The organism is Streptomyces pathocidini (assembly GCF_001418495.1).
GTDB lineage: Bacteria > Actinomycetota > Actinomycetes > Streptomycetales > Streptomycetaceae > Streptomyces > Streptomyces pathocidini.
In genome coordinates, this window is sequence record NZ_LIQY01000589.1 from 1 (window position 1) to 8248 (window position 8248).

Below are 8248 nucleotides of genomic sequence, written 5' to 3' on the forward strand. Positions count from 1 at the left end.
CCACCCGCCCCCGCTACTCCGTCGGCCTCGCCCGCGACGAGCGGGACGTACGGGCCGCCCAGCGGCTGCGGCACGAGGTCTTCGCCGGCGAGATGGGCGCCCTCCTCGCCACCACCGAACCCGGCCTGGACATCGACCCGTTCGACGCCCACTGCGACCACCTGCTTGTACGCGAGGACAGCACCGGGGCCGTCGTCGGCACCTACCGGCTGCTGCCCCCCGAGCGGGCCGCCGTGGCCGGACGGCTCTACGCCGAGACCGAGTTCGACGTCAGCAGCCAGGCCGCCATCCGCTCCGACCTCGTCGAGGTCGGCCGCTCCTGCGTGCACCCCGACCACCGGGACGGCGCCGTCATCTCCCTGATGTGGGCCGGCATCGCCCGCTACCTCACCGACCGCGGCCACAACTGGCTCGCCGGCTGCTGCTCGATCCCGCTGGCCGACGGCGGGGCGCTGGCCGCCGGCGTGTGGGACACCGTCTCGGCCAAGCACCTCTCCCCGGAGGAGTTCCGGGTCAGCCCGCACCTGCCCTGGTACCCCACCGGCGTCGCCCGCGCCCCGCGCACCCCGCTCCCGCCGCTGCTGCGTGGCTACCTGCGGCTCGGCGCCTGGGTGTGCGGAGAGCCCGCCCACGACCCGGACTTCGGGGTGGCCGACCTCTACGTGCTGCTGTCCCTGCGCCGCACCGACCCGCGCTACCTCCGCCACTTCCTCTCCCTGGCACCGGCCTCGTGACAGGGCACGCGCCCGGCCCGGGCCCGGGCGGCCCCTGGCTGCCCAGCGCGCCCTGCACGCCCGAGGACTGCCTGACCGAGGCGGCGCCGGCCGTGCCCGGTCCGCGCCGGGCCGCGCGGTATCTCGCGGGCGTCGCGGTCCTGCTGCTCGGGATCGTGCTGTCCCCGCCAGCCCGGCGGTGCGCGACCGCCCGCCGGGACCGGCTGACCGCCCGCTGGTGCCGCGCCGTCGTGACGGCCTTCGGCGTGCGCGTACGGGTCGTGGGCGGGGCGGCCGTGCCCGGGGCGCTGGTGGTGGCCAACCATGTGTCGTGGCTCGATATCCCGGTGGTCGCCGCCGTGCGGCCGGGCCGGATGGTGGCCAAGAGCGAGGTCGGCGCGTATCCCGTACTGGGGCCGCTCGCGGCGCGCGGGGCCACGATCTTCCTGGACCGCGACCGGCTCAGGGCCCTGCCCGGCACCGTCGCCGAGATGGCCGCCGCGCTGCGCCGGGGCTCCACCGTCGTCGCGTACCCCGAGGGCAGCACGTGGTGCGGCCGGGCGCAGGGGCGGTTCCGGCACGCCGCGTTCCAGGCCGCGCTCGACGCGGGGGCGCCGGTCCAGCCGCTGCGGATCCGCTACCGGCTGGAGGGGGCGCCGGGGCAGGAGGCGCCGACCGCCGTCGCCGCCTTCGTCGGCGAGGACACGCTGCTGGCCTCGCTGCGCCGGATCGTCGCGGCCCGGGGCCTGGTCGCCGAGGTGACGGTGCTGCCGCCGATCCCCGCCGGGACCCATGCCGACCGGCGCACGCTGGCGCGCGCCGCGCGGGCCGTGGTGTGCGGCGAGCCCGCGGTACGGGGAGGGGCGGTGGAGCCGGCGGGCGCCGGTGGTGTCAGTACGGGTGCTTGTCCGCCTTGTGCTCCCACGCCTCGTAGGCCCGTCCGCCCAGTTCGGGATACAGCTGCTCGAGGGTGATGCTCCGCTCGCTGGGCGGCTTCGCGAAGTCCTCGTACTGGAAGGAGTCGCTGAAGCCGATCTCCTCGGTGGCGTCCCAGTCGCAGCTGTAGTACACCTCGCCGATGCGGGCCCAGTAGATGGCGCTCATGCACATCGGGCAGGGCGCTCCGCTGGTGTAGAGGCAGCAGCCCTGGAGCATGCGGGCGCGCTCCGGCACGACGTCGGGCGAGCCCGGGGGCCGGGGAATCAACTCCAGGGTGAACTCGTTCTGATGCTCCTCCGAGACCGTCGGGGCCTCGGGGTTGAGCAGCTGAACTGCCTTGTGAATGGCCTCCACCTCGCCGTGCGCGGTCGGATCCGCTGTCAGTAGAACGCGGTTCTGGCCGCGGGCGATGATCTCGTCGTCCTTGGTGATGACGGTACCGAACGGGCCGCCCCACCCTCTCTCCACGGACTCGGTGGCCAGCCGGGCGGCCTCCGCCAGAAACTCCTTGTGTCCCATCGCATGCCTCCCATCAGCACCGGTGTGCGGGTGTCCGCGCTGGGCGACCGGAAACCACCCACTTAGTCCAATTTGCGGCATAAATTCCCCGAGCGCTACGCTGAGTGCTGTGAATCGGGCGGCGGAGCATGATTTCCGCGAGGACAGCGCGACGGTCGTGACCTCGCAGCGGGTCCGGCCGGGCCGCAGTGACGAGTACCAGCGCTGGCAGGAGAAGACCAACCGGATCGCCCGGCGCTTCGACGGGTTCGAGGGCACCGAGCTGTATCCGCCCGACTCACCCGACGAGAACGAGTGGGTCGTCGTTTTCCGCTTCTCCCACCTGGACCAGCTGACCGCGTGGCTGGACTCCGGCGCCCGCCGTGAACTCCTGGACGAAGCGCGCCCGTTGTTCGAGTCGACCCCGACCCAGGAGGTGCTGGCCGGGGGCACGCCGGTGCGCCAGGAGGTCATCACGGCGGTGGTCTCCCACGAGGTGCGGCCGGAGCGCGAGCGGGAGTTCGTCCGCTGGCAGGAGAAAGTACTCAAGGCCCAGCAGGCGTTCCCCGGTTTCATGGGCTCCGAGATGTTCCGCCCCGTACCGGGCGTCCAGAACAACTGGGTTGTGGCCTTCCGCTTCGACACGCGCGAACATCTCGACGCGTGGCTGGAGTCCGACGTCAGGAAGGGCCTGCTGGAGGAGGGGCACCAGATCTTCGAGTCGTACGACGTGCACAAGGTCGGGTCGGCGTTCAGCGGCTGGTTCGACTTCGAGCACGGGCGGGAGGAGGGCGTACCGCCCAACTGGAAGCAGGCCATGACCGTGGTCCTGGCGCTCTACCCCACGGTGATGATGCTCAACTGGACGGTCGGATTCGGCCTCTCCGACCTCGGAGTCCCCGGCTACATCGGGCTGTTCGTCGGCAACGTCCTCAGCGTCAGCATCCTGACGTGGTTCCTGATGCCGCTGGTGAACCGGGTGTTCAGCTTCTGGCTCTCGCCGGCCCGGGCGCGGACCCGGCGCATCCACGTGCTGGGCGCCTTGGCCGTCGCGGCCTGCTACCTGGTCTCCATCGTCGTCTTCGGACTGACCATCGGCTAGGCCGTGGAGAGCGGCGAGCGGATCCAGGGGACCGTCCTCCAGCGAGGCCAGGAGGGGTACGACGAGGCCCGGCGCGCCGCGGTGTGGAACGAGCTGCGGCCCGACCGGCAGCCGGAGTCGATCGTCCGGGCTGCGTCCGAACGGGACGTCCCCGAGGCCCTGGCGCTGGCCCGCTCCCGCGGGCTGCGCCTCACGGTGCGCGCGGGCGGCCACAACTGGTGCGGTTCGTCGCTGCGGGACGGCGGCATGCTGCTCGACCTCTCCGCGCTCCAGGACACCGCCATCGACGCCGGGTCCGTCACCGACGCCGGTTCCGCCACCGCGAGAGTCCAACCCGGCGTCATCGGCAGCGAACTCGCCCTCGAACTCGACCGGCGCGGGCTGGCGTTCCCCGCGGGGCACTGCCCGACCGTCGCCCTCGGCGGCTACCTCCTCAGCGGCGGGCTCGGCTGGAACGGCACGGCCCTGGGACCGGCCTGCGCGAGCGTCCTGGGCGTCGAAGCGGTGACCGCCGACGGCCGGACGGTCACGTGCGACCCGGAGCACCACCCCGACCTGTTCTGGGCCGCCCGGGGCGCGGGGCCCGGCTTCTTCGCCGTCGTGACCTCCTTCCGGCTGAAGCTGGGACCGCGCCCGGCCGCCGTCACCACCACCGCGTACACGTTCCCGTTGGCCGAGCTCGTTCCCGTGACGCGCTGGACCACCGAGGCCGCCCGTAAACTCCCGCCGCACGTCGAGCTGTCCCTCACGCTCGCCACCGCGGGACAGGACCTGGTGGCCGGGTCTCCGCGGCCCAAGGCGGTCGTCGTCACCGGCACCGCCTTCGCCGGTTCGGCGCGGGAGGCCGCCGAGGCCCTCGCGCCGCTGGGGGACTGCCCGTTCGCCGACCGGGCCCTCGGCCGCCGACGCGAGGAACCGACACCACTCGCGACCCTGTACACCACCGCCGGCACGCTCTGGCCCCCGGGGCACCGCTACGCCGTCGACACCCTCTGGACGGACGCCGACCACGAGACCCTGCTGACCCGGCTGGCCGAGGTGTTCGTGCGCGCGCCCTCCGAGAAGTCCCTCGTCCTCGTGCCCTTCGCGCCCGTCGGACGCGCCGCGCGGCTGTGGGCCGACACGGCCTTCTCCGCGCTCGGCACGAACTACGTCGCACCGTTCGCGATCTGGGAGGACCCCGCGGACGACGCCGCCAACGTCCGCTGGCTGCGCGAGACGATGGCGGCGGTGGAACCGCTCGGCACCGGCCACTACATCGCCGAGGCCGACCTCACCGCCGATCCGTCGCGCGCCCGGCGGTCGTACGCCCCGCGGGACTGGGCGCGGCTCGAGCGGCTGCGGGCCGAGTACGACCCGCGGGGGTTGTTCCACCCCTACCTCACGCCGTGACCGCAGGCCGCCAAGTCACCCCTTGGGGAAGGCCAGCGAGAGGGCGAAGCGGTCCTCGGAGTCCGTCCACCAGTGCCGCAACTCCAGGTCGGCAGCTGCGAGTTCGGCTTCCACGGTCCGGCGGCGGAACTTCGCGGACACCTCCGTGCGCAGCTCCTCGCCCTCCGCGAAGGTGACCGCCAGGTCCAGGGCCGGGATCTTGGCCGTGTGGGCGGACCGGGCGCGCAGCCGCATCTCGATCCACTCGCGGTCGGGGTTCCAGACGGCGACGTGGTCGAAGGCGCCGGGGTCGAAGTCCGCGCCCAACTCGCGGTCCAGAACGGCCAGGACGTTCTTGTTGAACTCCGCGGTCACGCCCGCCGCGTCGTCGTACGCGGCGACCAGCGTGTCCTCGTCCTTGACCAGGTCGGTGCCGAGCAGCAGCGCGTCCCCGGGCGAGAGCAGGCGGCGTACGGCGGTGAGGAAGGCCGCGCGCTCGGCGGGCAGCAGGTTGCCGATGGTGCCGCCGAGGAAGGCGACCAGGCGCGGGCCCGGGGTGTCCGGGAGCGTCAGGCCGCTCTGGAAGTCCGCCACCAGGGCGTGCATGGACAGGGCCGGGCGTTCCGCGAGCAGGGCGCGCCCGGCCAGTTCGAGCGCGGACTCGCTGACGTCGACGGGCACGTAGGCGCCTACGCCGGTGAGGGCGTCCAGGAGGTGCCGGGTCTTCTCCGAGGAGCCGGAGCCCAGCTCGACGAGCGTACGGGCGCCGGTGGCGGCGGCGATGTCCGGGGCGCGGGCGATCAGGATCTCCCGCTCGGCGCGGGTCGGGTAGTACTCGGGCAGCCGGGTGATCTCTTCGAACAGCGCGCTGCCCCGCGCGTCGTAGAACCACTTGGGCGGCAGCTGCTTCGGGTCGCTGCCGAGGCCGAGCAGCACGTCGGACCGCAGAGCGGCGGCGGTGGCGTCGGCGGGCAGGGTGCGGGTGACGTCGAACGGGCTCACGTGGTCGGCTCCTTGATGGGGTTCAGGAGGACTTCGGTACGGGTGGCGGTCAGGAGCGTGCGGTCGGGGACCTCCGCCCACGCGGGGTCGTCGTCGTACGGCTCGGAGGCCACGGCGGTCGGGCGGGTGCGGTAGTGGAGGGTGTCGCCCCAGGTGATGGCGGTGACGGTGGTCCCATCGTGGAGAAGGAAGTTGAGGCGGGAGCCGGGGGCGGCCTCCGCGAGGGCGAGGGCGGTCTCGGTCAGCGCCCGGGCCGGGGCGTCGCCCCGGCGGAGGCAGTGCAGGACGAGCGCCCAGGCGAACGCGGAGTCCGTACGCGCCTCCAGCCGCAGGAGGTCGGCGGCGGGCAGATCCGGGATGAGGGGCGCGGCGGAGTCAGGCCAGCCGAGGATCGCCCCGTTGTGGCTGAACAGCCAGGGCCCGGCGGCGAACGGCTGCGCCGCGGCCTCGCCGTCGGCGGTGGGGAGGGTGGCGTCGCGGACGGCCGCGAGGAGGGCGGTCGTCGCGACCACCCGGGTCAGGTCCTCGACGCCGGGGTCCGCCCAGATTGGGACGGGGCGTCGGTAGCGGGCGGGGGCGGGGTCGCCTTCGGCGTACCAGCCGATGCCGAAGCCGTCGGCGTTGACGGTGCCGTGGCGTTGGTGGCGTGGCGCCCACGACTGCCGGAAGAGGGAGTGCTCGGGCGCGATGACGACGTCCCGGATGGCCGTCTCCGGGCCGATGTACGCGACATGCCGGCACATCACGACCCTCCGCGGGCTGGGCGCGCGGCGAATGCCGCGCCGGTGGGCCGGTTCACGACGCGTCCCTGGCCGTGCGGAAGCCGGAGAAGATCTGGCGGCGGATGGGGAGGTCCCAGTTGCGGAAGGTGGCGCGGGAGACGACCGGCGCCACGGCGAAGCTGCCGCCCCGCAGCACCTTGTGGTCCGGGCCGAAGAAGACCTCCGAGTACTCCCGGTAGGGGAACGCCGCGAACCCGGGGTAGGGGAGGAACGCGCTGGAGGTCCACTCCCAGACGTCCCCGATCAACTGGCGGACGCCGAGCGGGGATTCCCCCGCCCGGTACGCCCCGACCGCGGCCGGTTGGAGATGCCGCTGCCCCAGATTGGCCAGTTCCGCCGACGGCTCGGCGTCCCCCCACGGATACCGGCGCGACCGTCCCGTCCCCGGGTCGTACCGCGCCGCCTTCTCCCACTCCGCCTCCGTCGGCAGCCGCCGCCCCGCCCACCGGGCGTACGCGTCCGCCTCGTACCAGCTCACATGGAGCACCGGCTCCTCCGCCGGCACCGGCTCGGTGACGCCGAACCGGCGGCGCAGCCACTCACCGGACTCGCGCCGCCAGAACAGCGGGGCGGCCAGGCCGTGTTCGCGGACGTACGCCCAGCCGTCGGCGGTCCACCAGCGGGGATCGTCGTAGCCGCCGTCCGCGATGAAGTGCGCGTACGCGCCGTTGCTCACCGGGGCCGTGTCGATGAAGAAGGCGGGCACCTCGCGGCGGTGGGCCGGGCGCTCGTTGTCCAGGGCCCACGGCTCGGTGGACGTGCCCATCGTGAACGGCCCGCCGGACACCAGGACTTCGGCCGCCGGAATGACAGCGTCCGCCGCGGGCGGCGGAGGAGCCGACAGCGCCGCCGGGCCCCTCCGCAGCTGGTGGGTGATGAGCATGGTCTCGTCGTGCTGCTGCTCGTGCTGCGCGATCATCCCGAAGGCGAAGCCGCCGCCGGTCAGCGGGTCGCCGGCCCCGTCCAGCCGCGCGCTCTCCAGGACGTCCAGCACCCGCCCCCGCACCTCCGCGACATAGCCGTGCGCCTCGGCCGGCGCCAGCAGCGGCAGGGAGGGGCGCTCGGCGCGCGGGTGCTCAAAGGCGTCGTAGATCGGGTCGATGTCGGGCCGCAGCGCCTCCCGCCCGCCGACGGCCCGCAGCAGCCACTGCTCCTCCTGGTTGCCGATGTGGGCGAGGTCCCAGACGAGGGGCGACATCAGCGGCGAGTGCTGCGCTGTGAGGTCGGGCTCCTCGACACAGGTGGTGAGGGTGGCCGTGCGCTCCCGGGCCGCCGTGAGGACGTCGGCGGCGCGCCGGCGCAGTGCCTCGGTGTCCGGCACGGTGCCGGGCTCCTCGGACGGTACGGGGTGTACGGGGTCGGTGGCGGTCATCGGCGTCCTTCCTTCCCGGATACGGGGTCCCCCGGGCGGGGATCGAGCAGGGCGTCGAGTACGTCGTCGGCGGGGCAACGGCCGCGCGCGACATAGCGGTCGGTGAAGTCGGCTACGGCGGACTGGAGTCGGGGCGAGGCCCCCAGGCGGGGCAGCGCCTCGCGCGCAGCGGCGAAGGCGGCCAGCGCGGCGGCGTGCAGTTCGGGGTCGGTGAGCGCGTCCCGCGCGGCGGTGCGCCACAGCGGGTTGCGGGGCGGCGGGTGCGGGCCCGCGAGTTCGGCGAGCGGCTTGACCGCCCGGTAGACGCGCTCGGAGGCCTCGGGGTCGTCGAAGAGGGCGGTGGTGACGGCCAGCGGCACGCGCCAGGCGTCGTCCCCGGACTGGGCGTCGATCATGCGCAGCTCCAGATGGCCGCGCGGGCGGACGGGTGGGAAGAGGGTGGAGACGTGGTAGTCGAGGTCTTCGCGGG

9 protein-coding genes are annotated in these 8248 nt (G+C 73.9%); 4 read left to right on the forward strand and 5 right to left on the reverse strand.

Annotated features, from left to right (window positions below):
* Both AOK16_RS23120 and AOK16_RS23125 read left to right on the forward strand, forming a co-directional pair.
* On the forward strand, positions 1 to 734 hold a 734-nt coding region (locus tag AOK16_RS23120), incomplete at its 5' end, for a GNAT family N-acetyltransferase (RefSeq protein ID WP_055474079.1).
* The gene (locus tag AOK16_RS23125; RefSeq protein WP_240483713.1) at positions 731 to 1687 is read left to right on the forward strand and encodes a lysophospholipid acyltransferase family protein; all 957 of its coding nucleotides are present in this window, start codon (positions 731 to 733) and stop codon (positions 1685 to 1687) included. The genes AOK16_RS23120 and AOK16_RS23125, both read left to right, overlap by 4 nt.
* On the opposite strand, the gene AOK16_RS23130 is transcribed toward AOK16_RS23125, so the two are convergent.
* A complete protein-coding gene (locus tag AOK16_RS23130; RefSeq protein WP_055474080.1) occupies positions 1605 to 2171 on the reverse strand; it encodes a nucleoside deaminase in 567 nt (188 codons plus the stop codon). The genes AOK16_RS23125 and AOK16_RS23130 overlap by 83 nt on opposite strands.
* 109 nt (positions 2172 to 2280) lie before the next feature.
* On the opposite strand from AOK16_RS23130, the gene AOK16_RS23135 reads away from it, so the two are divergent.
* Together AOK16_RS23135 and AOK16_RS23140 are read left to right on the forward strand one after the other, a co-directional pair.
* Positions 2281 to 3252, forward strand: coding sequence for an antibiotic biosynthesis monooxygenase (locus AOK16_RS23135; RefSeq protein WP_240483714.1), 972 nt, complete (start codon positions 2281 to 2283; stop codon positions 3250 to 3252).
* A gap of 3 nt (positions 3253 to 3255) precedes the next feature.
* Entirely contained in the window at positions 3256 to 4644 is a 1389-nt protein-coding gene (locus AOK16_RS23140) for an FAD-binding oxidoreductase (RefSeq protein ID WP_055474081.1), read from the forward strand.
* Between the two features lie 15 nt (positions 4645 to 4659).
* On the opposite strand, the gene egtD is transcribed toward AOK16_RS23140, so the two are convergent.
* From egtD to AOK16_RS23160, 4 genes are all read right to left on the reverse strand, one after another.
* Positions 4660 to 5625: an L-histidine N(alpha)-methyltransferase gene (gene egtD / locus AOK16_RS23145; protein ID WP_055474082.1), complete on the reverse strand. Its 966-nt coding sequence runs from the start codon at positions 5623 to 5625 to the stop codon at positions 4660 to 4662.
* Positions 5622 to 6368 (reverse strand): ergothioneine biosynthesis protein EgtC, encoded by a 747-nt coding sequence (gene egtC / locus AOK16_RS23150; RefSeq protein ID WP_055474083.1) that lies wholly within the window; start codon positions 6366 to 6368, stop codon positions 5622 to 5624. Before egtC ends, egtD begins: the two co-directional genes overlap by 4 nt.
* 52 nt (positions 6369 to 6420) lie before the next feature.
* Entirely contained in the window at positions 6421 to 7779 is a 1359-nt protein-coding gene (gene egtB / locus AOK16_RS23155) for an ergothioneine biosynthesis protein EgtB (RefSeq protein WP_055474084.1), read from the reverse strand.
* Positions 7776 to 8248, reverse strand: a 473-nt coding sequence (locus tag AOK16_RS23160) for a glutamate-cysteine ligase family protein (protein WP_240483715.1), incomplete at its 5' end; no start/stop codon positions are given. The genes egtB and AOK16_RS23160, both read right to left, overlap by 4 nt.

Bases quoted from the DNA above. Each gene is read 5' to 3' on its own strand.
- egtC (WP_055474083.1), bottom strand. From the start codon at position 6,368: ATGTGCCGGCATGTCGCGTACATCGGCCCGGAGACGGCCATCCGGGAC.
- AOK16_RS23130 (WP_055474080.1), bottom strand. From the start codon at position 2,171: ATGGGACACAAGGAGTTTCTGGCGGAGGCCGCCCGGCTGGCCACCGAG.
- egtB (WP_055474084.1), bottom strand. From the start codon at position 7,779: ATGACCGCCACCGACCCCGTACACCCCGTACCGTCCGAGGAGCCCGGC.